27 protein-coding genes and 1 pseudogene are annotated in these 19,043 nt (G+C 42.0%); 22 read left to right on the top strand and 6 right to left on the bottom strand.

Going from position 1 to position 19,043, the window contains the following annotated elements; all coding sequences use genetic code 11:
• The first annotated feature begins 15 nt into the window (after nucleotides 1–15).
• From IM515_RS09245 to IM515_RS09200, 11 genes and pseudogenes are all read left to right on the top strand, one after another.
• Nucleotides 16–243, top strand: a complete 228-nt coding sequence (locus IM515_RS09245; RefSeq protein WP_287628267.1) for a hypothetical protein — start codon at nucleotides 16–18, stop codon at nucleotides 241–243.
• A pseudogene (locus IM515_RS25885) lies at nucleotides 240–513 on the top strand (ParE family toxin-like protein). The gene IM515_RS09245 and the pseudogene IM515_RS25885 overlap by 4 nt, the downstream one beginning before the upstream one ends.
• A gap of 441 nt (nucleotides 514–954) precedes the next feature.
• The gene (locus tag IM515_RS09240) at nucleotides 955–1,494 is read left to right on the top strand and encodes a cold shock domain-containing protein (RefSeq protein WP_287628268.1); all 540 of its coding nucleotides are present in this window, start codon (nucleotides 955–957) and stop codon (nucleotides 1,492–1,494) included.
• A gap of 371 nt (nucleotides 1,495–1,865) precedes the next feature.
• On the top strand, nucleotides 1,866–2,294 hold the full coding sequence (locus IM515_RS09235; RefSeq protein WP_287628270.1) for a type II toxin-antitoxin system VapC family toxin: 429 nt from the start codon (nucleotides 1,866–1,868) through the stop codon (nucleotides 2,292–2,294).
• 225 nt (nucleotides 2,295–2,519) lie between these two features.
• A complete protein-coding gene (locus tag IM515_RS09230; protein ID WP_346304789.1) occupies nucleotides 2,520–2,708 on the top strand; it encodes a DUF4160 domain-containing protein in 189 nt (62 codons plus the stop codon).
• Between the two features lie 31 nt (nucleotides 2,709–2,739).
• Nucleotides 2,740–3,015: a DUF2442 domain-containing protein gene (locus IM515_RS09225; protein ID WP_287628272.1), complete on the top strand. Its 276-nt coding sequence runs from the start codon at nucleotides 2,740–2,742 to the stop codon at nucleotides 3,013–3,015.
• 407 nt (nucleotides 3,016–3,422) lie between these two features.
• Nucleotides 3,423–4,223, top strand: a complete 801-nt coding sequence (cobA, locus tag IM515_RS09220; RefSeq protein ID WP_287628273.1) for a uroporphyrinogen-III C-methyltransferase — start codon at nucleotides 3,423–3,425, stop codon at nucleotides 4,221–4,223.
• A gap of 10 nt (nucleotides 4,224–4,233) precedes the next feature.
• Complete coding sequence (locus tag IM515_RS09215) at nucleotides 4,234–4,653, top strand: secondary thiamine-phosphate synthase enzyme YjbQ (protein WP_008201139.1); 420 nt, start codon at nucleotides 4,234–4,236, stop codon at nucleotides 4,651–4,653.
• 132 nt (nucleotides 4,654–4,785) lie between these two features.
• The gene (locus IM515_RS09210; protein ID WP_287628274.1) at nucleotides 4,786–5,280 is read left to right on the top strand and encodes a Photosystem I reaction center subunit III; all 495 of its coding nucleotides are present in this window, start codon (nucleotides 4,786–4,788) and stop codon (nucleotides 5,278–5,280) included.
• A 45-nt stretch (nucleotides 5,281–5,325) separates the two neighbouring features.
• Nucleotides 5,326–5,454 (top strand): photosystem I reaction center subunit IX, encoded by a 129-nt coding sequence (gene psaJ, locus IM515_RS09205; protein ID WP_002738148.1) that lies wholly within the window; start codon nucleotides 5,326–5,328, stop codon nucleotides 5,452–5,454.
• 166 nt (nucleotides 5,455–5,620) lie between these two features.
• Complete coding sequence (locus IM515_RS09200) at nucleotides 5,621–7,219, top strand: peptide ligase PGM1-related protein (protein WP_287628287.1); 1,599 nt, start codon at nucleotides 5,621–5,623, stop codon at nucleotides 7,217–7,219.
• Here IM515_RS09200 and IM515_RS09195 read toward each other — a convergent pair whose 3' ends face one another.
• Nucleotides 7,220–8,161 carry a glycosyltransferase family protein gene (locus tag IM515_RS09195; RefSeq protein ID WP_287628275.1) on the bottom strand — a complete coding sequence of 314 codons (942 nt, stop codon included), beginning with the start codon at nucleotides 8,159–8,161 and terminating at the stop codon, nucleotides 7,220–7,222.
• 66 nt (nucleotides 8,162–8,227) lie between these two features.
• Entirely contained in the window at nucleotides 8,228–8,440 is a 213-nt protein-coding gene (sipA, locus tag IM515_RS09190; RefSeq protein ID WP_193960939.1) for a regulatory protein SipA, read from the bottom strand.
• A 189-nt stretch (nucleotides 8,441–8,629) separates the two neighbouring features.
• Between sipA and IM515_RS09185 the strand changes: the two genes are divergently transcribed.
• The 6 genes from IM515_RS09185 to IM515_RS09160 all read left to right on the top strand — a co-directional run bounded on the left by IM515_RS09185 (nucleotide 8,630) and on the right by IM515_RS09160 (nucleotide 12,379).
• The gene (locus IM515_RS09185; RefSeq protein ID WP_287628276.1) at nucleotides 8,630–9,790 is read left to right on the top strand and encodes a PEP-CTERM sorting domain-containing protein; all 1,161 of its coding nucleotides are present in this window, start codon (nucleotides 8,630–8,632) and stop codon (nucleotides 9,788–9,790) included.
• Between the two features lie 113 nt (nucleotides 9,791–9,903).
• Nucleotides 9,904–10,158: a hypothetical protein gene (locus IM515_RS09180; protein ID WP_287628277.1), complete on the top strand. Its 255-nt coding sequence runs from the start codon at nucleotides 9,904–9,906 to the stop codon at nucleotides 10,156–10,158.
• Between the two features lie 489 nt (nucleotides 10,159–10,647).
• Nucleotides 10,648–10,941, top strand: coding sequence for a nucleotidyltransferase family protein (locus IM515_RS09175; RefSeq protein ID WP_002790756.1), 294 nt, complete (start codon nucleotides 10,648–10,650; stop codon nucleotides 10,939–10,941).
• Entirely contained in the window at nucleotides 10,938–11,282 is a 345-nt protein-coding gene (locus IM515_RS09170) for a HepT-like ribonuclease domain-containing protein (RefSeq protein WP_287628279.1), read from the top strand. The genes IM515_RS09175 and IM515_RS09170 overlap by 4 nt, the downstream gene beginning before the upstream one ends.
• Before the next feature lie 354 nt (nucleotides 11,283–11,636).
• Nucleotides 11,637–11,882 carry a UPF0175 family protein gene (locus IM515_RS09165; protein WP_002770804.1) on the top strand — a complete coding sequence of 82 codons (246 nt, stop codon included), beginning with the start codon at nucleotides 11,637–11,639 and terminating at the stop codon, nucleotides 11,880–11,882.
• Complete coding sequence (locus tag IM515_RS09160) at nucleotides 11,879–12,379, top strand: PIN domain-containing protein (protein ID WP_002770802.1); 501 nt, start codon at nucleotides 11,879–11,881, stop codon at nucleotides 12,377–12,379. Before IM515_RS09165 ends, IM515_RS09160 begins: the two co-directional genes overlap by 4 nt.
• A gap of 180 nt (nucleotides 12,380–12,559) precedes the next feature.
• On the opposite strand, the gene IM515_RS09155 is transcribed toward IM515_RS09160, so the two are convergent.
• Nucleotides 12,560–13,459, bottom strand: a complete 900-nt coding sequence (locus tag IM515_RS09155; protein ID WP_287628280.1) for an amino acid ABC transporter substrate-binding protein — start codon at nucleotides 13,457–13,459, stop codon at nucleotides 12,560–12,562.
• A 41-nt stretch (nucleotides 13,460–13,500) separates the two neighbouring features.
• Nucleotides 13,501–13,707, bottom strand: a complete 207-nt coding sequence (locus IM515_RS09150) for a hypothetical protein (RefSeq protein ID WP_002732891.1) — start codon at nucleotides 13,705–13,707, stop codon at nucleotides 13,501–13,503.
• Nucleotides 13,708–13,945: 238 nt separating this feature from the next.
• Between IM515_RS09150 and IM515_RS09145 the strand changes: the two genes are divergently transcribed.
• The 4 genes from IM515_RS09145 to IM515_RS09130 all read left to right on the top strand — a co-directional run bounded on the left by IM515_RS09145 (nucleotide 13,946) and on the right by IM515_RS09130 (nucleotide 16,059).
• Nucleotides 13,946–14,572: a TenA family protein gene (locus IM515_RS09145; RefSeq protein WP_002785247.1), complete on the top strand. Its 627-nt coding sequence runs from the start codon at nucleotides 13,946–13,948 to the stop codon at nucleotides 14,570–14,572.
• Between the two features lie 15 nt (nucleotides 14,573–14,587).
• Entirely contained in the window at nucleotides 14,588–14,995 is a 408-nt protein-coding gene (locus IM515_RS09140) for a DUF2605 domain-containing protein (protein WP_002785246.1), read from the top strand.
• Between the two features lie 99 nt (nucleotides 14,996–15,094).
• Entirely contained in the window at nucleotides 15,095–15,400 is a 306-nt protein-coding gene (locus IM515_RS09135; protein ID WP_002770793.1) for a DUF2973 domain-containing protein, read from the top strand.
• An 11-nt stretch (nucleotides 15,401–15,411) separates the two neighbouring features.
• A complete protein-coding gene (locus IM515_RS09130; protein WP_287628281.1) occupies nucleotides 15,412–16,059 on the top strand; it encodes a YqiA/YcfP family alpha/beta fold hydrolase in 648 nt (215 codons plus the stop codon).
• A gap of 125 nt (nucleotides 16,060–16,184) precedes the next feature.
• On the opposite strand, the gene IM515_RS09125 is transcribed toward IM515_RS09130, so the two are convergent.
• Together IM515_RS09125 and IM515_RS09120 are read right to left on the bottom strand one after the other, a co-directional pair.
• Nucleotides 16,185–16,751: a hypothetical protein gene (locus tag IM515_RS09125; protein WP_287628282.1), complete on the bottom strand. Its 567-nt coding sequence runs from the start codon at nucleotides 16,749–16,751 to the stop codon at nucleotides 16,185–16,187.
• 420 nt (nucleotides 16,752–17,171) lie between these two features.
• Complete coding sequence (locus IM515_RS09120) at nucleotides 17,172–18,734, bottom strand: hypothetical protein (protein ID WP_287628284.1); 1,563 nt, start codon at nucleotides 18,732–18,734, stop codon at nucleotides 17,172–17,174.
• 110 nt (nucleotides 18,735–18,844) lie between these two features.
• On the opposite strand from IM515_RS09120, the gene IM515_RS09115 reads away from it, so the two are divergent.
• The coding region (locus IM515_RS09115; RefSeq protein ID WP_287697965.1) for a helix-turn-helix domain-containing protein at nucleotides 18,845–19,043 on the top strand (199 nt) is incomplete at its 3' end.

The raw sequence follows: 19,043 nt of genomic DNA, 5'->3' as shown, positions 1-19,043 counted from the left end.
AAGAGAAGAAAAGAAATGTTATCAACACTTCTAAGTAAAGCTGTACAAAAAGCTCAAGAACTGCCAGAAGCAATTCAAGACGAACTGGCAGAGCAGTTTATTGAAGACATAGAAAATGAAATCAAATGGCAAGAAACATTATCTAAACCCCAAGACAGCTTAATTCTCAAAGAACTTGCTCAGAAAGCTATTGCGGATTCAGAAAACGGACAGACTAAAGAAATGGGATTTGATGAGTTATGAAGTCGGAACTAAATCCAGATTTCATCGGCTTATTTCAACAGCTACCAGAAAGAGTGAAAAGAACAGCCAGAAAAAATTACAAGTTATGGAAAGATAACCCAAGTCATCCAAGCTTAGAATTTAAGGAGGTCAATCAAGAAGACCAGATCTAGTCAATCAGAGTCGGTATAGGTTGGAGAGCGCTGGGGAAGAATCAAGAGTAAGAATGTAATTGTTTGGTTTTGGATAGGCTCTCACGCAGAGTATGACAAATTGTTAAAGAAGTTGTGAACCAAGAAACATAACAAATAACCGCACCCGAAATAATAGTGAAATTTTGTGACAAAGTGCAGTCATATCTAAGAATCTTTGCTATAACTTTGGAAAGCTTCTGTGATAAGTTTCCTTAAAGGAGATTGTTTGCAGTAAGCTAATCTGGCTAACACGCTTTTGGGCGTGATATAAGGAAAAGTTCTGGCGATTGCGCCTAAATGGAGCGATATACCAGAAGTTGACCCGTATCGTTACTCTGGAGAGTTTTATACAGAAAGTTGACCTATAATATGTAGTTAGGCTGCTTCATACCCCAGTTGGGACGGTACAGCAATATTATTTGTGAGAATCAAAAGCTAATCTACCTTGAGGTCGTCCGTGTGGCATTGCTTTGAGGGTGTTGGTGAGGCGATTGCGTTTGGGAAAACTACAAAATGGGTGTCACCGTGAGGCTATTACATGAAACCTACGCTACAAAAGGGGCAGCTAACAACTTGGAAGGATGATAGAGGCTTTGGTTTCATTAAGCCAGATAACGGTGGAAAAGAAGTTTTCTTGCATATCAGTGCGCTGAAAGGAGTAGGTCGTAGTCCAAAGGTTGGAGACACGATCCTATACGAGCAAGTTGCTGAACCCGATGGTAAGATACGTGCTGCCAGAGCCTCTATTCAAGGTGTTGTACCTCAACTTTTGCCTACTAAAAGAAAAAACAGAAAAAGCAGTTTTCTCGAAACTGGTATTGGCGTTGTAGTTCTAGCTGCTATTGCTTTGATTACAATGCAGTTTAGTCGTAGCCGTTCTCCCTCCCCAATCACATCTATTATGCAACCCGGTTGTGTGATTAAAGGCAATATTTCAATTGAGACAGGAAACAAGTTGTACCACCTTCCAGGTATGGAAGATTACGCGTCAACTGTTATCAATCCTGCAACCGGAGAGCGATGGTTTTGCTCAGAGTCAGAGGCGATCTCAAATGGTTGGCAGAAGGCACCAAGATAGCGATCGCCGCTCTTGTAGGGTGCGTTAATGAAATGTAACGCATCTTATTTTTGCTTATGTAAACAGTAATTTGAACACGATTACAATTTTTTAGCTAGACTAGAGTAAATTATTGCGCTATGCAATTAAATTATACCTTTCGATCTAGGAGCAGCCATGCTAGACACAGCAACTCTTGAACGACGCTTGATAACCCTTGAACAAGTAGTTTTTGATCTTCAGCATAAACTTGAAAGTAAGCCTAGCTCTGACAATTGGCTCGAAAGACTAATAGGTTCAATCTCCGATGACTCAGCTTTTCTTGAAGCTCTAGAATATGGACGCGCATTTCGGCAGTCTGACAAACCTATTGATGACACTGGCAAATAATTGTGAAATATTTGCTCGATACCGATCACATCAGTTTTCTGCAGCGCCGTTCTAGTTTAGAGTTTAGCCGATTAATTTTGCGGATGTCACAATATCCGATCTCAGACTTTGCTTTGTCGGTTATTAGTTTCCATGAACAAGTAATTGGCGCTCACAGTTTCATCAATCGCGCTCAGACGAATAGCGATTTGGCTCGTGGATATGCGCTGCTGGTAGAAACCCTCAATGGTTTTGCAAAGGCTCCAGTTTTGCCTTTTGATGCTGAAGCGATCAAAATATTTGATGAGATGAGGAGGCAAAAGGTTTGCGTGGCGACAATGGATTTGAGAATTGCAGCGATCGCTATTGCCAACAATTTAGTGTTGCTTACCCGAAATACTGGCGATTTCAGCAAAGTTCCGAACTTAATAACCCAAGATTGGACAGTGTAGCGCAGAAAGCGCGATCGCCGATCTTGTAGGGTGCGTTCCCTAATGTAACTTCTACCGCTCCACCGATCGATCGAAAAAGAACCCACTAACGTCAGTTAAATTGCCTTTTTTTATAACTCATTCCCCCTTAATTTTAGACCAGTTGAGGGGGATTTTTATGCTCTTACTTCTCCCTCTTGTATTTTTAACTGAATATTTGCTATAATAAACGAAGGGTAAGCATCAATCATCCTGATTAGATTTCTGATCAGTCCAACTGTTTTCCGAGAAGATGGCTATCGCTTCTTTTTCTTTTCCCGCGAAGAAACAAGAATGCACGTTCATGTTCATTGTGCAGAAGGAGAAGCTAAATTTTGGCTGGAACCACAAATTGAATTAGCTCGTAATTATAACCTATCTCGAAAACAACTTTAAGCGATAGAAACTATTATTGAGGAACGACAAAATGAACTTAGAAATGCTTGGACAAAACACTTCTCAAGCTGAAGTAACTCATATTTCTTCCCATGGAATATGGATTCTGGCAAACAATGAAGAAATGTTTCTTTCTTATCAAGATTTTCCCTGGTTTCAAGATGTCCCTATTAGACAAATTTTAAATATACAAGAGCCTTTTCCTGATCATTTTTATTGGTCAGATTTAGATGTAGATTTAAGTAAAGAAATTATTAAAAATCCTGAGAGATTTCCTTTAAGTAGTCGTGCAAAATTAATTTCCTAGTCGAGACTCCGAGACAGGAGACTCCGAGACTCCGAGACGGGATACAGCTATTAGGGATCGGATTTGAGTTTTCAGTTCACTGTTTCCTCACACCAGAAGTCTCACGGAGTAGTGGCTTAGATGTGTAATTAATTGTGCTTAGATACTTAGCATGATTAACTCCCAATCCCACTTAAAAAACCCGCTCCCTTCTCTACACTTTCCACTCCTCCATACCTGTTAAACGGGATTTAGGATCAGAGCGATCGCTAGATTAAAGGTTAAGTAATGTTAAGATCATAATTCTTCATGAAGAAAGCGCATGACCGCCGAGTAACTGTAGTCAAAAATACCAAATTTTGCCCCAGTCACAATAAAGTAGGGATCAAGCGCATTCGATCGAAGCAAGAATTTTCTCCCCAGTATCTATGAATCAATCAGAAAGTTGCGGTAAGGTCTATCTCGTCGGTGCGGGTCCCGGGGATCCCGGTTTGTTGACCTTAAAAGCAAAAGTTCTCCTAGAAAATGCCGATGTTGTCCTCTATGATGCCCTAGTCAGCCCCTCGATTCTAGCCATGATTAACCCCAGGGCCGAACAAATCCATGGGGGTAAGCGTCGCGGTCGTCATTCTCTAGTACAGGAGGAAATCACCGCTTTACTGATCCAAAAGGCCCAGACTAATGCCGTGGTTATTCGTCTCAAAGGCGGTGATCCCTTTGTTTTTGGTCGCGGGGGTGAAGAAATGCTCGATCTGATCGCGGCCGGAATTAGCGTCGAGATCGTGCCGGGAATCACTTCAGGAATTGCCGTGCCTGCCTACGCCGGTATTCCCCTCACCCATCGCAATTATAGTTCCTCCGTTACTTTCGTCACCGGCCACGAGATGGCGGGTAAATATCGTCCCCAGGTTAACTGGTCAGCGATCGCCCATGGTGCGGAAACAATTGTTGTTTACATGGGTGTGCATAATTTACCCTATATTATCGGCGAGTTAACCAAAGCGGGCAGAAGTCCAGAAACGCCGATCGCCCTGATTCGCTGGGGAACAACACCGCAACAACAGCAGTTAATCGGTACTTTCAGCACGATTATGGACCAGATCGAAGCCACCGGCTTTGAAGCCCCAGCGATCGCTGTTATCGGTGCAGTGGTGAACCTTCACGATCTCTTACAAGCGGGACAACCTTTGCTATCGAGGACAATCCCCCCCACCCCCATTTCTCCCTGATTCGGTTGCCATGCGTCAATATCAAAAATCCCTGACGATTACCACCAGTCCCAAGAATTTCCATCGTCTCACTGCCCCCATAGAAGCGATCGTGGCTGAATCGGGCATAACGACGGGATTATGCAGTATATTTGTCTGTCACACCTCCGCTTCTTTGCTGATCCAAGAAAATGCCGATCCCGATGTTCTCACTGATTTGGCCAATTTCTTCGCCAAGTTAGTGCCGGAAGATAGCAGTCTCTACTATCACTCTACCGAAGGGCCAGACGATATGCCCGCTCACATTCGCTCGGTCCTAACCCGGACATCGGAACAAATCCCGATCGCTAGGGGTAAATTAGTTTTAGGCATCTGGCAAGGTATCTATCTCTGGGAACATCGTCAGAGTCGTCACCAAAGACAAGTGGTGGTTCATATCACCGGGGTCTAAAGCCTTGCGTATAGTTTTGTAATAGAAACTTTACTCGTACCCCTCATCGGAGTAAGATTTTTTCCGTGTACGATCAAATTGTTCGCTTTTTGAACAAAGAACTTCATATTTCGTAACAAAAGGAAACAATTTATGCGAAAATTGTTCGCTCTGGCCCTGGTGCTATCCCTCTGGTTCACCTTTGCCGCTCCAGCGTCGGCTGATTTGTCCAATCTGACCCCTTGTAGCGAAAATCCCGCTTTCCTACAAAAAGCGAAGAGTTTCCGCAACACCACTCCTGACCCCGAATCAGGAGCCAAACGCGCTCAAACCTACTCCCAAGCTCTCTGTGGACCGGAAGGCTATCCACACCTAATTGTTGATGGTCGTTGGAACCACATGGGCGATTTCTTTATCCCTAGCATCCTATTCCTGTACATTACCGGTTGGATCGGTTGGGTTGGTCGGGCCTATTTAATCGCCGTGCGCGACGACAAAGATGCCGAAATGAAGGAAATCATCATCGATGTTCCCCTCGCTCTCAGCAAAATGTTAACGGGTTTTCTCTGGCCCTTGGCGGCTTTACAAGAAGCCACTTCCGGTAAATTAACCGTTAAGGATTCGGAAATTACCGTTTCCCCTCGTTAATTTTTGTGTCAAACCCTTGACTTTTTATTCCCTAGGAGAACTCAGATGGAAGGACTTACTAAATTTCTCTCGTCCGCACCCGTTTTAATTATGGCGCTGCTGACTTTCACCGCCGGGATTTTAATCGAATTTAATCGCTTTTATCCCGATCTCTTATTCCACCCGCTAGGTTAAAGCCAATCTCAGGTGATTAAAAGGGATACAGAGTCCACTGTATCCCTTTTTAATGGCAATGAGCGGAGGGATTGAGGGAATCTTAAGAAAAGAAAGACACTGGAGACGACAGGCCCTCAAAATCGATAAGATACAGGTATCTGCAACCACAGAGGTGGGACAAACCATGCTGTTAGATAGAGATTTGATGCTAGAAAAGCGGCTGCGGTATCAAGAATTACAAGAAAAATTAAAAGAGATTTGGCAGGGAGAAAATGTTCCCGAATCGGATGAATGCGATTATGATATTCTAGTTGTCCCTTCTTTTAGTATCGATCAGAGAGTCGGTCAAAAAGTGGCGGGTTTTTTACATTACGAAGAAAGATTATTATTTTCTCTGATTCGGTTGCGACACCCGAAAACCCGTTTAATCTATGTAACAGCGCAGCCACTGGCGCGGATGGTGATTGATTATTACCTGCAATTGTTACCGGGGATTCCCTTTTCCCATGCTAATAATCGTCTGTTATTACTGACAACTCACGATAACTCTTTTCAACCTTTAACCCAAAAAATTCTGGAAAGACCGCGCTTAGTAGCAAGAATCCGGCAAGCGTTGCGTCGAGATCGGGCCTATATGGTTTGTTTTAATTCTACTAATTTAGAGCGAGAATTGTCTTTGCAATTAGATATTCCTTTATTTGCCTGTAGTCCAGATTTATTGTATTGGGGTTCTAAAAGTGGCAGTCGCGAGATTTTTGGTCAAGGTAATATTCCCCATCCTGACGGTAGTTTACAGGTAAATACGGTCAAGGATTTGTTGTATGAAGCCGCTAGTTTATGGTCCCGTCAACCGCAACTAAAACGCATGGTAGTGAAGTTAAATGAGGGGTTATCGGGAGAAGGAAATGCGGTTTTAGATTTACGTCCTTTAGGGGAAATTGTTGATAGTAACAGTCTAGATTTAAGCGAGAGAATCAATCTCTTGTCCCAACTATTAGACAAGATGAGTTTTCAAGCAAGCGATGAAAATTGGGATAGTTTTTCTGGCAAAATTGCTGAATTAGGGGGAATTGTCGAAGCTTTTATTGAAGGAGAAGAAAAGCGATCGCCGAGTGTGCAAGGTTATATTACACCCACGGGAGAAGTGAAGATTCTTTCCACTCACGATCAAATTTTAGGTGGTCCCGATGGTCAAATTTATCTAGGTTGTCATTTTCCTGCCGATGAAAATTATCGCCTACAATTACAGGAATTAGGCCTAAAAATAGGGGAAATTCTGGCAGCCAAGGGAGCAATTGAACGCTATGGAGTTGATTTCGTCGCTGTCAAAAATCCAGAAACTTTAGTCTGGGATTTACAGGCGATCGAAATTAATCTGCGAAAAGGAGGAACTACCCATCCTTTTATGACTTTGAAGCTTTTAACTAATGGTGAATATGATCAAAAAACTGGATCATTTTTCAGTCAACCTCACCAAGAAAAATACTATATTGCCTCCGATAATCTCCACAAACCTCAATACAAAGGTTTACTTCCCGATGATTTAATGGATATTATTGCTAAACATCACTTGCATTTTGATAGTAGCAGTAAAACGGGAACAGTTTTTCATCTCATGGGTGCGCTGTCAGAATTTGGTAAATTAGGGTTAACTTGTATCGGCAATTCTAGTGAGGAAGCGGCGGCAATTTATCAGCGTGTGGAACAGGTTTTAGATTGGGAAACAGAGCCTAGTTCCATAAATTTAGGTTATTATTCTGGATTACCGATCACTTGGATATAACTAGACTGATTTACTGGGTATAATTTTTTGTCTCAGAGATTTAATCATCCAAGCAGGCAGTTCTAAAAATTGATAGATAGCTAGATTCCAAAGATAGCCATACTGAGGGAATTTTCTTAATAACATAACTTCCGATAAAAAGTAAAATCGCCAAGTTCTTTGGTATTCAGGGGGATTATCTTCAATTCGTATTTGTTCGGGAGAATTCGGCATCCAGTGACCGATTACGCGCTCTTTTTCAAAATATTTAGCCTGAATATATAAACCTAGTAATCTATCTAAACACCAAAAAGGAATATATTTAATCGGACCCAATAAGTTCATGAGATTAGTAATTTCTATCGTCGCCGCTTGCACAAGTTCACTTTTCCAAACTTTTTTATCAAAATTTTCTAAATGGGGACCATTTTGATCGCGACGTTGATTGAGAAAAACTTGGGGATTAAAAGGATTATCTAAAGGAGCGATCGGTAATTCTAATAAATAATTATTATCTTTAAATAAGTTACTATTATTTTCTCTTCTGCTACAGATAGCTAAACTGTTTACATCGGGAATTGTTGGCCAAGTACTCTCTAATTTTTCTCGTTCACCGTAGGGAAATTCACATCTGGCTAATCGTAATACCCAACTATTGGGGAAGCGTTCAAAATAGTCTTTAACTAAGGTGACGATCTCCGGGTGTAAATATTCATCGCAATTGATTGTGAGAATATAAGTACCTCTGGCATTTAAAAATCCTGTACTTCTTTGAATAATTTCACCTCGTAAAGCACAGACAATCTGTTTCATGCGTGGATCATTTACTGGCGAAGGTTTGACCCCGGGAGGATGAACTAAAATAAATTCTATATCTCCCTTGACTTTCAATAGTTCTCCTAGCCAATGCTCGCCAAATCCCTCGCGCATCGGGATAACGATCGATAGAAAAGTATTAAACATAAATTAACTCTTTAGATTTGCTTGTGATTTATCAAAGTTGTCTTGACCGCAATGCACTTAACTGGTTTAAATAGCTTCTAAATATTTGCTATCGAGCAGAAATGAGCCTCGATCGAATTTTACACCCCAATAACCCCCCGGCCGGCGATCGATAACCGTGCCGATATCGTTGATATTGAGTAGCTCCGGCGGCCGTAACATAGGCATAGGATCGGCGGTTTTCAGGTAAGGGGGAATGGCAATCAGACGTACTTTTCCCCCGACGCTAATTTCACTCATGGTACTGACTAGATGCGATCGTGACATAGTATCTCAACTTAGCATATTTCAAATCATTCTCAAGATAGATTCCCCAGAGAATAGGTGTTGTGTAAGCTGTTGCCATCCGCCTTTGGCGTTGTGTTGGGGTGTTGCCTGACCTAGCGGCGAGGGGATAATCGCAATACGAAATCTGCTGGAGCAATAATCATGAAAATCACCCATAAACTCTTGTTCTCTTCCTGTCTCTTACTGGGTGTCACGGTAGGCCCATCCCAGGTATTGGCAGGACCATTTAACTCCCCCGGTCCCTTTGTCGATCCCAGTGGAAAGGAGGTACCATTTCCCCCTCAAGTTCCAGGAAAGGAGTACTCCGAAGATCCAGACAGGAATGGAAATCCCTTACATACCCCTAATCCTGGTCAAGTAATTGCCTGGGATGGCACAGGTGGGACAACCAACACCAGTAACTTTTTAACTCTTTGGAATCCTACATCTGGCTTTGCAGCACCCGCTCCTTTCCAGGTCGATGCCTTGGCCAACCGGAAGGATTTACTCTTCTATGAAGTGATCGAAGATTTAGTTCCACTCGTGTTTTCGACTGGGTTGCCCGGAGGACCGCGCACCAATTACGATAACTACATCTTCTATGAACGTCCTAACCATAAAGTACTTTTGCCTTTCCCGTACAAAGAGATAGGGGTGTGGGCGACACCAGCACAGATCAACCAAGTTGAACCAAATAACGTGGAGGGTCTAGAACTTTGGGCACCAGTTCAAGATCCGACAGTGCCTTTAGAAGATAGAGTCAACGATGTGCTCCTACAAGGTCCTGAAATACCTGTAGATGATGCCAACCGCTACTCCCTTTTGGGCGATCCTCTGGGATGTAGTGTATTCAAGAGTAATGGGGATTGTCTCTTCCTTAAAGCGGATATCGCCACTGCAATCACTCCTCTCTTTCCCGGTTTAGATATCACTGATGCGAAGATTGACCTTGATGGACTGATGACATGGGAAAACGACATCCTCTTTAGCCTCAAACCAATCGATGGAAATAACGATGGCATTATTACTGACAACGATCCCTCACAAGACTTAGATGGTGGGGAGATCTTTGTTTGGCTATCAACTGAACCTTCAGCGAAGTTTCTCATCCACGGTGGACACGTCTGGGATACAGCTTTCAATGTCAAGAACACAGTAAAGCACTGGACGGGATTAGAACCAGGAACTGAGAACATTGACGCACTCGAAGCTGTCGCCGTTCCCGAACCCTCTACATTCCTCAGCTTATTAACCCTTGGCACTCTCGGTGCAGCTTCAACCCTGAAACGCAAACTAAAATCATCCAAAACATCAGAAAACTAAACTACAAAAGTAGGCTAAATTGCTTACAAAATACGATAAATGCCCCTTCATTCAGTCGTTTGAGGGGGTTTATTGTATAATAGGGACATAATTAAATCAAGAGGATTTTGGTTATGCAACAGGTGACGATTGAGCTACCCACCACCATAATTAAGGCTCTAGCCGCCTACAATCAAGAGCATAAGGTATCTTCTTCTGATACAGTACAAACGGCTATAGAATCATTTTTAATAGCGAAAGGCTATTTATCCAAACCGAAAAAATCTTTTCACTTATCTCCCGCACCCAAAGGAAGTGGCTATACTGACACATCCATCAATCATGACGCTGTTTTAGCCGAAATTACAGCTTGCTTCTATATAGATTAGGATTTGAACAAGCCACTCATTTCACACAAAATTGCTTAGAATCTGCTAATTTGATCAATCCGACAGAAGATCAGTATTTCGCAGCCATAGCAAAAGCTAAATAATTTCCTGATCAAACTATTACTATTGTTGATGCTTTGACTGCTATCATCTCAATGGAATTAGATCTACCTATTTGGAGCTATGATTATCATTTTGATATAATGCGGGTGAAAGTATGGAGATAACCCTCAAGTGCAAACTAAAACCCTCCAAACCCTCAGAAAAGGAAACCACAAAAGTCTCCTAAAAACCATTAATAAAAAACTTGCGATCGCCACTTCATTCAGTCACTTGAGGGGGTATTTTTGGCATAACTCTCTCAATTCCCATGATTTCAAGGAGTAGGGTTTATCCTTTCATCCGATATCTGCTACAATACAGATACAGGAAATAACATTTTGATCAGTAGGGTAGAAATCTTTTCCGTTATCTTAGAAGGTAAGCATCATGAAAAATTTAGAAGAAATTAAAGCGATTTTGGGTCAAGTTAAGTCCTTAGTAAAAGAAAAGTATCATGTCAGTGAATTAGGTATTTTTGGAGATTATGTAAAAGGAGAAGTGCAGGAAAATAGTGAAGTTAATATTCTGATAGATTATACAGAACCGCCTAGTTTACTAGATTTAGTAGATCTGGAATATTATTTAAGTGATTTACTTAAGGTAAAAGCGGATGTTATCAGTAAAAATGGCTTAAAAGGAAAAAGGAGAGAAAGAATTTTATCCGAGGTTATTTATGTATGACGCAACGGGAATTTAGAGATTTCTTGCAAGACATTCTAGAGGCAATTTGTCAACTAGAAAAGATGACTCAGGATCTAAGCTTTGCAGAATTTTCAACTAAGATAGAAATCTTTCTTTCGGCAGTAAAATTAATTGAAATAATCGGGGAAGCAGTGAAAAATATTCCTGATGAAGTGAGAGTTAATTATCCCAATATTCCTTGGAAAAACATCGCAGGTATGCGGGATAAATTAGTTCATGAATATTGGGCAATTGATGAAAAAGTAGTCTGGAAAGTGATTCAAAACAATCTCCCCCAGCTAAAGAGAACCCTTATCAGTATCATTGAGAAATTACAATAAATTTTCCTGCCTCATCTCAGCTTCAGTCATGCGTGTTGCACTGAGAATTTCATCGGAAATATCAATACTCATGGCTATAACCCTATTTATTCCTTCCTATTGGAATGGTATCATATTCCAGTGTATGTATAAACTTACAGCTTGGTTTTATATCGATTGGGATTTGGACCCAATCTACCAAAAAAGTCGGCTAAATTGCTTCTAAAAATACCATAAACCCCCCTTCATTCAGTCACTTGAGGGGGGTTTATTTTGTTTGTCTGTGTTTCTACTCATTAAATTGTATTAATTAATTGCTCACCAGTATTTTTTTGTGATATGATGTTGGCTACCAGATAAATATCCTAAATTCTAATGACTATTGTGATTCCCAACGAAATTATACAAGCAACAGGAAAAAACGAGCAACTGTTGCAACTAGAACTGGCAATCATTATGTTTAGAGATTATCATATCAGTAGCGCAAAAGCGGCTGATTTTGCCAACTTATCTTTAATTGAATTTCGTCAAGAAGTCGCCAAGAGGAATATTTGTGTAAATTATGATAGTGTAGATTGGCAACAAGAATTACAAACCTTAAAAACATTAGGTGATCTGTGATTGTTGTTAGTAACACCTCTCCGATTACCAGTTTAGCTGCTATCGGCTATCTTAACTTGCTCCATGATATCTATGGAACAATTATTATTCCAGTGGCTGTTTATGAAGAAATGACAGGATTAGGTTATGCTGTTCCTGGCACTATTGAAGTTCAAACCCTATCCTGGATAGAAAAGCGAGAGTTAGAGAATCGGTTATTATTAGAAGAATTACAGAAGGAATTACACCGAGGAGAATCAGAAACGATAGCTTTAGCGATTTCTTCAAATGCTGATAGAGTAATTATAGACGAGAACCCTGGCAGAAAGAAAGCAATTAGTTTAGGATTGAATGTTATTGGAATTTTAGGTATTTTATTAATTGCCAAAAGAAGAAGATTAATTCCTACTATTCAGCCGTTAATGGATGATTTAATTTTTAAAGCAGGTTTCCGTGTTAATCAAATATTGTATTTAGACATATTAAAAACAGCGCAAGAAATTGATGAAAACCAATAACTAAAGCCTTCAAAATCTTCTTATTTAATTTTGGCTAACTAACAGTTGAGGTGGTTTATTTTTTACCTTTATTAATCAAATCCAACTTTAAAAACCCACTTCCCCACTTCCTACTTCCCCATTCATAATTCCCACTTGCAAGAGTGCCTTTTTGAACCTTTCCCTAAAAAGGTTTTGATTTTAGGGAAATACAGTTAAAGGAATCCATTCGTAGGTGTTGACAATGCCTTGAAAATAATCATTAATAGTTTCTCTGGAATAGGGAACAACCCCGTCTTCACCAAACCAACGTTCATAAATTGTCACCGCTTGTTGTTGGTCACTGACTATCCCTTCCATGAATTTTAATAGGGTATAATTCACTGTATCGCGCCATTTAGAATCATTTTCGGGTAAAGTACAGGCATAGGATTCGTAGGCGTAGGGATAGGAGGGAACTATGGCTAAATTATTAGGATTTTTAGCGCTTTTCCTTAAACCTTCTAGGGTAATGCCATCACTGGCAAAACCATCAATTTCTCCCGTTTCTAGTTTTTGTAAACCCTCGCCACGATTTTTAACTTTGACCAAAATAGCGGCGGGTTGTTGGGTTTTAATTACCGCTTCATTAGTAGTATTGGCAATCACTCCAATGCGTCTGCCTGCCAAGCTACCGATGTCATCAAGATTACTACCTTTGCGGGTGAGCAATTGAGTGCCACCGGCAAAGTAACTAACGGAAAAATCCACTTCATTTTCTCTTTTCCAAGTAAAAGTAGTGGAGCCACATTCGATATCTATCACCCCTGTTTTCAACTTTTCAAAACGATTTTGGGGAGTAATCTCAACAACTTTTAACTTAATTGGTTTTCCTAACTTCCGTTCGGTTTCCTTGCGAATTAACTCTAACATATCAAGGCTGTAACCCACCCACTTGCCTTGGGAGTTGACAAAACCAAAGGGAATAGCATCTTTACGAGCGCCGGCAGTAATTACCCCAGTTTTTTGAATGCGATCGAAGATTGCTCCGGCAAGGCTAGAATGGTTACTGGTGACGGTTAAAGCTACTGTCATCGTCATGACGGCAAGTATAAGCTTCATTTTTTTTCCTAATCTGAAAGTGGCTCAAGTCTGGGACTGTTTCAGGAGACTGAGAGTTTCCCAGAGGAAGATTTTTTAGCGGCGATTGCTGGGGACAAAAAAAGAGGAGAGATGTTACTCTCTCCCCCTTTCAGTTTTTTCGACAACATTTTAAATTGTTTTTTCAGTTGTCGCTGTCGGGCCGAACCACCCTTGCCTTTGTCGTTACGTCCCTGACGGCGGGGGGACTCCCATCGCTTAAGTCGCATAGTTTTTAATTCCAATTTAGTCAGTTATATTTTTTATTGTAACAGGTTTAACGTCAGTTTGGGTTAAGGAATTGAACTGACGGGGTGTAGGGTGTGGGGTGTGGGGTGTGGGGTGTGGGGTTTTACCCATTTTCAGTAACCCATGCGGGCGTTGGGTTTCATGCTTCAACCCAACCTACATTCTGTGAGATGCCCGATTCTAGTTAACCAACCTTGTCCACCTAATTAGTATTTTCCCATGCTTAGTCAGCAACTTTGGCACAGCCATCAATATCTAGTACAAGCTTGTCTAGAACACCCTTTTGTGCGAGGTATCGCCACAGGAGAGCTTAAACGGGATTGTTTTGCTTTTTATGTCGGTCAAGATGCTTTTTTTCTGGAATCTTTCGCCCGTGCTTACAGTATCGCCGCCGCTAAAGCTCCTGATTGGCAGGGATTTACTAGCTTTCATCGGTTAGCGGCGGGGGTATTAAAGGAGTTAGAATTACACGAAAATTATGCTTTACAGTGGGGAGTTGACCTGAGAAAGGTTCAGCCTGCTAACGCCACCCGTCGCTATCGGGATTTTCTTCTCGCTACCGCTTGGATGGGTGACATCGGTGCGATTGCCGTGGCGATGAGTCCCTGTATGCGTCTTTATGCTTATCTGGGTCAACAATTAGCCTTAGAGCCGATTTCTGAGAATCCCTATCAAGCTTGGATTGATAGTTATAGTGGGGATGAATTCGCCGCTTTAGCAAGCCAGTTAGAGGAATTGGCGGATAAATACGCCCCGATGACGGAAAATATCTCTTTATCCTATCGTTATGCCCTTAGTTGTGAACAGGACTTCTTTAGTGCCGCCTACAGCCAGGGCAAATCTTAAAATTTTCCCGTCACAATGTTAAGAAATATAAATGACGCTAAGATTAAGGTAAGCAAAATCGTCATTATAAAAATAATGTTCCCTTCGCAACCCGCCGAAAACGAACTCCTGAAAACTATCTTGGAACCTCTACTAGAGGATTTCACCTATTGGTTTTCCCGTTCCCGTCTTCTCCTCGAATCCGAGAGATTATCCTTTCTCAGCGTCGAGGAACAAAACGATTTATTAGCAAGAGTCAAAAACGCCCAACAGGAGGTGGCCACGGCTCATTTACTCTTTAAAACCACAGGTGGTCAGGTGGGTATCGAGGCCAAGATGTTGTTGCCTTGGCATCAGCTGGTGGCAGAGTGTTGGGGGGTCAGCAGTCGTCGTCGTCGATTACAGGGTTGGGGAGAACATCAATCTCCTCAAACTGACGCTTAACCTGAAACTTTTTTGGTAAGCTAGAGAGTTGAGCGAATTTTTAGCATAAAGTTTTGGCAATTAGGAATATTCACGCATAATTCACGGGAGACTCGGCCAATGTTACATCTGATCTATATCCTCGCCTTCACAGTTATCGCTTTTTTGACCATTAATAATTTAATTCGGAGTCTGATTACTGTCAGCATGGATTCCCAGAAACGTCCTGCTAAATCGGGTAATTCCTATAATCCCTACGGTTATCCCATGACTTCCCATCCCGAACTTTTGGACGAGGCCGGACAACCGATTAATGAACCTCTGTTAGTGATTCGTTCTCTCACTGTCGAAGATGCTCGTCAGCAGTTAGATGCCATTTATAATTCTTCTCCCAGTGTCACCAAAGAGCAAGATGAAGAAATCTAATTGGTTCTAGAATGGCAGTCCTTGAAAACAGATATATCTATCTACACGGTTTTGCTTCTGGTCCCCAATCAACAAAAGCGCAATTTTTGAGACATTGTTGGCAAAAGAGGGCTTTAGCAATGGAAATTCCCGATCTTAACGGTGATGACTTTTCTAGCTTAACTCTCACTCGTCAGATTGTCCAAATCGGCCAATTGATTCAACAATCTCAGTTTCCCGTTACACTGATTGGTTCCAGTTTTGGCGGTTTAACGGCAGCTTGGCTGGCAGAAACTTATTCTCAGGTGCAAAGGCTCGTTTTATTAGCTCCCGCTTTTAATTTCGGGCCGATTTGGTTGGGACAATTGGGAGCGGAAACCCTAGCCAATTGGCAAAAATCTGGGAGTTTATCGGTTTATCACTACGGTTATAGCCGTTATCTGCCAATTGATTACAAATTTATCGAGGATTTAACTAATTATCCCCAAGAAAAGTTAATCAGGCAGCTCCCCACCCTGATTATTCATGGTCGTGCCGATGAGGTGATTCCCCTAGAAAATAGTCGCCATTATCGCATAAATCGTCCTTGGGTAAAATTAATCGAATTAGATAGCGATCATGCCCTTACCGATGTTTTGACGAGAATCTGGGCTGAAATACAATTATTTCTCGATTTTTGACTAAATAAAAACCCCCCCTTTGATCGAAAAAAGAGGGGTGCATTTAGTACATTTATATTAGACTTTGAGAGGATTTTTCAGCTTCTCAGTCTAAAGACAAGAGATTTTCTGCTGATGTCTTCCCACTACCAAAGTCCGCGGATAGGAGATACACTAGGCTCGGGAGCGGGTTGAGGAGCAACTTCAGTAAAGGTTCTGGTTTCCGGGGGTAAAGCGGGAAGTCCCCAAGCGGGTTCTTTTTGGTTAAGTTCTCTTAAAAGTTGCGAGCGATTGCTGCTGGTAGCGGTTTCCGATCTTAGTTTCAAGCGGGAAACCCAATAGGGATGAGCTTTACCCACATAAACTAATTTGCCATCTACCACTTGCAATAGTACATCGTCACCACCCATGGCATCCCCAACAATACGAGCGGTGGTTCCGTCGGTGAAGTCGCCACTGAAAATTTCTTTGCCATCCACTGTCACAGGTCTGATCAATTGGACGGACAGAATCCCACCCACGGTTCCCCGGACGCGACCTAGTATATAGTCACCGGGGTTGAGTTGTGGCTCACCTCTGTAGGTGTTATGGCCGCGCAGTTGACTGATCAGGATTTCGTTATTTTGCGGTTCTGCTTGTGCGGGTACGGCGCCAAGGGTAGTTAGGGCAACTAAACCGGCAAAACCAGCGACAAGGGAAATTTTGTTAAACACAATTACCTCAAGCAAAAAGTTAGTAAATTACCTAGAGACGTTCTAGATTATAACCTAGTTCCTAATTTTGTCTATATTGCGAAATATTTGTTTAATAATTTCTCGATCGAGCGGTTGGGGATTTCAGTTATCAGTTATCAGTTATCAGTTATCAGATTGCAGTGTTGAATAGACAGTGTTAGGTGAAAACTTTGGGGTCTTCTGGACATCAGGTGAAAAATGTTCACTGTGTTACATAATGGTTATTAATGGTAGGGACATAAGGCTGATGCCCTTTTTTCGATAAGATAAGCTGATCACCTTAACTCCAATAGAACCAAACTTGGGAACTTTCTTTTCACTGATTACTGTTTACTGTTCACTGCTCACTGAAAAATCCCCACCTCCCCACTTCCCCTGAAAACTGGATTAAGCTAGGCTCTAAGACCGCTCGATATTGGTGAATAATTGAGGATCGAGGGTGGGTAGTTCGATATCTTTTTCTGCTGGGGGAGAGGCTAACTGGAAGCGGTTTAAGGTTTGTTGAACGCGATCAAAAATGGTGATTTTTTGCTCGCTATTGTTCTGGGGTTCGGGAATGGGTTCCACTTCTAGCGGAGGCTGAATACTGGGGGCAGGTTCGTTAATCTCCTTTGTCTCCGGTATGGTGGTTAGGGGAGATTCGATCGCTTCAGGGGTTTCCTCGACCTTTTCGATTGTTTCTGTCTCTACTGGTTTTTCTTCCACTATTGGGCTTTCTGGCTCAATAACAGGGTTTTCCTCAACTATTGGGCTTTCTGGCTCAATAACAGGGCTTTCTGGCTCAATAACAGGGTTTTCCTCAACTATTGGGGTTTCTGGCTCAATAACAGGGTTTTCCTCAACTATAGGGGTTTCTGGCTCAATAACAGGGGTTTCTTCTTCCTCAATAACAGGGGTTTCCTCAACTACAGGGGTTTCTTCCTCAACTATAGGGGTTTCTGGCTCAATAACGGGGGTTTCTTCCTCTAGACTAGGAATAGTTTGATAGTTGGGATCAACAATGCTACGGGCAATTATAGGGGATAAATCGCCGCGGACTAATTGACTGAGGCCGTCTTGGTAAGAGGGATCAAAGCTAATCACGCGCACGCTGGTATTAAACTCGTTTTCGATTTTATTTCCCTTACCATCGATGAATTCTAGTTGTACCCAGTTATTGCCCTTGGCAAAACCCTTGAGATAGATTGGTTCCCAAGTATCAAGCAGAAAACTCTCACCGTTGACAGTGACACGAATGCGCCAATCTTGAAGATTATTATCTTCGTTGGCAGTATTGGAAAGACGTAGAGGAGCATTACTCAGATAAAAATCGAGCAGGATCGGTTCTGCACCGTAGATTCCTTGCGGACTACTGTAGGTTAATAGGGGTAAGTTGTTATCGGGGGCATTTTTGCCTGTTTTTGTCAGAATATGAAAGGTTGTTTCAGCGAAGGCCCCATCATTTTTAAAACTTTCCTGCCAAGGACGCAGGGCAAAAACGCGGAGGGTGTGAGTACCGGGGGCAAGATTTTCTAGGATAATCGGTTGCTTGAGGTCGTAGATAGCCGCTGCTGGTTCATTATCGACAATTAGGCTCAAGTGGGGTCCTAATTTCAGGGTATCGTCTTGGAAAATTGGCAGATCTGACACTTGTAGTTTAACTATCACCTGAGTGTCATCGAAAACTTGTTCGGGCAGAGGACTGAGAATCGTTACTTGGGGAGCGTAACGCTCTAAACTGGGGCGCAGTTCCTGAATTAGGGCCGGGGGGGCAACCTCAGAAATGCGGCCTTGGAGGACGGGAAGATGAGGGGTTTCGGAACTGGGGAGATTGGTAGCCGTCAGGCGATCGCCACAGGCGGTTAACAGGGTGGTCAGTAAACCGATCACAAGACACATATGAAGGGTTTTGACTGGGATTAATTTATGTAGTAGGGATAGCACGTTCCTCCTAGAGCCAAGGCCAAAATCTATACAAACCATTGATTTTTGCTAGAGTCATCGGAAATTTTGGGTCTGAAACCCCGCCGTTTTACGGCGGCTTTGCTGTTAAATCTTAGCGCATTTACAAAATATGTGTTAGAATGTGAGGTATGGAAAAAGCCTATTCTTACCGATTTTACCCCACACCAAAACAAGAGTCGCTATTGCGGCGCACTTTGGGCTGTGTAAGATTAGTTTACAACAAAGCTCTCCACGAACGAACACAAGCTTGGTACGAAAAGCAAGAAAGAGTAGGCTACGCTCAAACTTCTTCAATGTTGACCGATTGGAAAAAGCAAGAAGAATTAG

It is taken from the genome of Microcystis sp. M44BS1, assembly GCF_020244875.1.
Classification (GTDB): Bacteria; Cyanobacteriota; Cyanobacteriia; order Cyanobacteriales; family Microcystaceae; genus Microcystis; species Microcystis panniformis.
The sequence above is the reverse complement of the archived record's forward strand: the minus strand, read 5'-3'. Positions and strand labels throughout refer to the sequence as shown.

What these genes read in the sequence shown, in the direction of transcription:
- IM515_RS09245 (WP_287628267.1), top strand. Translation starts at nt 16, where the DNA reads ATGTTATCAACACTTCTAAGTAAAGCTGTACAAAAAGCTCAAGAACTG.
- IM515_RS09240 (WP_287628268.1), top strand. Translation starts at nt 955, where the DNA reads ATGAAACCTACGCTACAAAAGGGGCAGCTAACAACTTGGAAGGATGAT.
- IM515_RS09225 (WP_287628272.1), top strand. Translation starts at nt 2,740, where the DNA reads ATGAACTTAGAAATGCTTGGACAAAACACTTCTCAAGCTGAAGTAACT.
- cobA (WP_287628273.1), top strand. Translation starts at nt 3,423, where the DNA reads ATGAATCAATCAGAAAGTTGCGGTAAGGTCTATCTCGTCGGTGCGGGT.
- IM515_RS09215 (WP_008201139.1), top strand. Translation starts at nt 4,234, where the DNA reads ATGCGTCAATATCAAAAATCCCTGACGATTACCACCAGTCCCAAGAAT.
- IM515_RS09210 (WP_287628274.1), top strand. Translation starts at nt 4,786, where the DNA reads ATGCGAAAATTGTTCGCTCTGGCCCTGGTGCTATCCCTCTGGTTCACC.
- psaJ (WP_002738148.1), top strand. Translation starts at nt 5,326, where the DNA reads ATGGAAGGACTTACTAAATTTCTCTCGTCCGCACCCGTTTTAATTATG.
- IM515_RS09200 (WP_287628287.1), top strand. Translation starts at nt 5,621, where the DNA reads ATGCTGTTAGATAGAGATTTGATGCTAGAAAAGCGGCTGCGGTATCAA.
- IM515_RS09195 (WP_287628275.1), bottom strand. Translation starts at nt 8,161, where the DNA reads ATGTTTAATACTTTTCTATCGATCGTTATCCCGATGCGCGAGGGATTT.
- sipA (WP_193960939.1), bottom strand. Translation starts at nt 8,440, where the DNA reads ATGAGTGAAATTAGCGTCGGGGGAAAAGTACGTCTGATTGCCATTCCC.
- IM515_RS09185 (WP_287628276.1), top strand. Translation starts at nt 8,630, where the DNA reads ATGAAAATCACCCATAAACTCTTGTTCTCTTCCTGTCTCTTACTGGGT.
- IM515_RS09180 (WP_287628277.1), top strand. Translation starts at nt 9,904, where the DNA reads ATGCAACAGGTGACGATTGAGCTACCCACCACCATAATTAAGGCTCTA.
- IM515_RS09175 (WP_002790756.1), top strand. Translation starts at nt 10,648, where the DNA reads ATGAAAAATTTAGAAGAAATTAAAGCGATTTTGGGTCAAGTTAAGTCC.
- IM515_RS09170 (WP_287628279.1), top strand. Translation starts at nt 10,938, where the DNA reads ATGACGCAACGGGAATTTAGAGATTTCTTGCAAGACATTCTAGAGGCA.
- IM515_RS09165 (WP_002770804.1), top strand. Translation starts at nt 11,637, where the DNA reads ATGACTATTGTGATTCCCAACGAAATTATACAAGCAACAGGAAAAAAC.
- IM515_RS09155 (WP_287628280.1), bottom strand. Translation starts at nt 13,459, where the DNA reads ATGAAGCTTATACTTGCCGTCATGACGATGACAGTAGCTTTAACCGTC.
- IM515_RS09150 (WP_002732891.1), bottom strand. Translation starts at nt 13,707, where the DNA reads ATGCGACTTAAGCGATGGGAGTCCCCCCGCCGTCAGGGACGTAACGAC.
- IM515_RS09145 (WP_002785247.1), top strand. Translation starts at nt 13,946, where the DNA reads ATGCTTAGTCAGCAACTTTGGCACAGCCATCAATATCTAGTACAAGCT.
- IM515_RS09140 (WP_002785246.1), top strand. Translation starts at nt 14,588, where the DNA reads ATGTTAAGAAATATAAATGACGCTAAGATTAAGGTAAGCAAAATCGTC.
- IM515_RS09135 (WP_002770793.1), top strand. Translation starts at nt 15,095, where the DNA reads ATGTTACATCTGATCTATATCCTCGCCTTCACAGTTATCGCTTTTTTG.
- IM515_RS09130 (WP_287628281.1), top strand. Translation starts at nt 15,412, where the DNA reads ATGGCAGTCCTTGAAAACAGATATATCTATCTACACGGTTTTGCTTCT.
- IM515_RS09120 (WP_287628284.1), bottom strand. Translation starts at nt 18,734, where the DNA reads ATGGTTTGTATAGATTTTGGCCTTGGCTCTAGGAGGAACGTGCTATCC.